Annotated in this window: 1 protein-coding gene; it reads right to left on the minus strand. The window is 41.5% G+C overall.

Annotated features, from left to right (window positions below):
• Positions 1-270 precede the first annotated feature (270 nt).
• On the minus strand, positions 271-2,584 hold a 2,314-nt coding region (locus NWQ57_RS14215; RefSeq protein WP_306022822.1), incomplete at its 5' end, for a TonB-dependent siderophore receptor.

Raw genomic sequence — 2,584 nt, forward strand, 5'->3', positions numbered from 1 at the left:
TCCACAGCTGAAATTCACCCGCTTTATCGCCTTGGTCTTCACCGATTTCAAACATATTAACGACAACGACTTTAACTTCTATCGGCGTTTCACCTTGAGTATCCAGCGCTTTTTGTGGTGAACAGGCCAAGGTAAGCAACGCCATGCTATTGATCAAACACAATGTAAATTTTTTCATATTTTTCTCTAAAAAAAAGGGACAAGCCTGAACATCAGTCTTATCCCTTGTTATGTCACATTGCGCAAAACAAACGCAATGCTTATTAAGCCTTAAAACTTATAAGCGAATTTCGCTTGATAACTACGTGGTAATTCAGGCAATACGATTGAACTACCAAATAAGTCAGGGAAGTTAGAACGATAATACGTCTCGTCGGTTAAGTTTTTAATGTTAAAGCTCAAAGACCAGGTTTCTTCTTGGTAGATAACACCGGCATTAACCAGGGTATAAGCAGGTAATAATACCGACTGTGAATAGCCTGAATAGGTAGAGTCTACGTCAACAATACTTGCATTAGCAGCAAAACCATTTTGGAAATCGTAGGTTGCTGTCAAGGTATAGATATTCTCTGGAATACCCGCTTTACGACCATCAGGGTTGTTGCTATTTGGTACATCACCTATTGCAACACCACCGAAAATAAGTGATGGGTCAACCAAAGGCATGTCTTCAGCACCAAAGAAAGCGAACTGAGCGCCATCTTCTAATGCGGTTAGGTTTTCAACCTTAACATTGGTATAACCCGCACTGATAACTAGGTCGTCACTCACTACCCAACGTAATTCAAACTCCGTTCCGTTTGTTTCCGTTACGTTGTTCAGAGTTGTCGATTGCGCCTTGGTATCTGTACGTTCTTGTTTGTAATTGGCAATAGCAAAATACAAAGAGTCTTCTAAGAACGTGCCTTTAACACCGAATTCCAATAACTTCGATTTATCAAATACGCCACCAGAATAAATGCTTCCCGTTTTGATTTCTGCGCCTTGACCAACAATAATCGTTGATTGCTCAGCTGCGGTGATATACGGAATCAATCCAAAATCAAATTTGTATGAAATACTGGTATTCCAAGATACACCATTAACTTTGTCTTCAGCATCCACAGGGGCCGTAATATCAGCCGCGGTGTAGTTAACCGGATCAGCGCCAAAGTCATTTAAGAAATATTTACCGTCATCACTAACAATAACGAATCCAGAGCCGTAGTTACCTAGCTGTGTCTTTTCAACATTGGCGTGGCTTTCCATATCAAATGAGTCGTAACGAGCACCTAATACGATGTTCAAACCAGAATCCCAAGTCAAATCAACCATGGCGGCAAAACCAAGATCTAAATAGTTACCTTCGTACCACTCGGTATAATCACTATCAATTCTGGTTGATAATAAACGTCTGTCTAAGGCGCTAGATGCCATGGTTAAGTCACGACGATCGAAGTACTCGTTTTTCCAATCTTCGCCATGTTCAAAATCGATATAACGCAATGAAGGTGAAATTTGAACTTGGGCTATCATGCTGTCAGTTTCGTATTCAGTAGCGAAAACAATTTTATCTTCTACTACATAACTGTCATGGTATTGCGAGAAACCGTAGGCATTTTCGTTTAAGTTATCATAAGCTTCGTAAAACAACTGATTCTTAATTTCCCAGCCGTTATCGGTGTAATAGATGACATCGAAATATACTGTTTCAACCGTATTTTTTAATTGGTCGTCTGCAGCGACTAGTACTTGGCTCCCTTTAAGTTTGGTGGTACCCACGTTCTCAAGGGCCATAATTTCGGGGATAAGATCAGCTGTCGTTTCATTCATCGGCACTTGCCAAATAAATGGGTTCACATTCACTGAATTATATTCTTGGTGAGAAATTGAACCGTCACCGTCCGTATCTAATGGTTGTGCGGTACCGGTAATATATGTGCCATTATCGACTAAATCTTGAGTCAAACGGTTCCAACCTGCGACTTGGTTACCATCATAGTCATGGTACATACCGCCAAATTCTAGGCGTAAATTTTCAGTAATATCAACGTTAAATGAGGCTTGTAGTACTGTTTGATCCGTTCCGGTATTTTCGTAGTAACTGCCAGAGTTCTCTACTTCACCGTAAAGGTAAAAACCTGCTTTTTTATCCCCAATTGAAGTCGGTCCGCCCAACTCAGCACTAAGTACTGATTTGTCCCAGCTACCAAGCGTATATGAAAATGCGCCTTTGTTTTGGTCTAGGTATTGTCCGCCACTGGCACGGGCTGATTTTGGATTAAAGTTTAAGTAACCACCGATTTTAGCTGGACCATAAATAGGTGATGCTGGGCCACGAACAATATCGATTCGGCTTGAAGCACCAATAGGGGTTGGGTAGTTACCCGGGTTATCTAAGCGTTTTACGCCACGGAAGTACGTTTCGCCTGGCGTGCCACGCACATCCAAAGAGCCTGCGACTCCAAAGAATGATTGTGTAAAAGTACCTGGAGCAAAAGCCACCAACTCATCGATATCACCAATAGCAAAACGTTCCATTTGCTCATCACTGATGGTAGAGGCCGAGCGAGGAGTTTCTAAGATAGACTTACCAAAGCCAAAT

Source organism: Paraglaciecola sp. (assembly GCF_030730205.1).
Classification (GTDB): domain Bacteria; phylum Pseudomonadota; class Gammaproteobacteria; order Enterobacterales; family Alteromonadaceae; genus Paraglaciecola.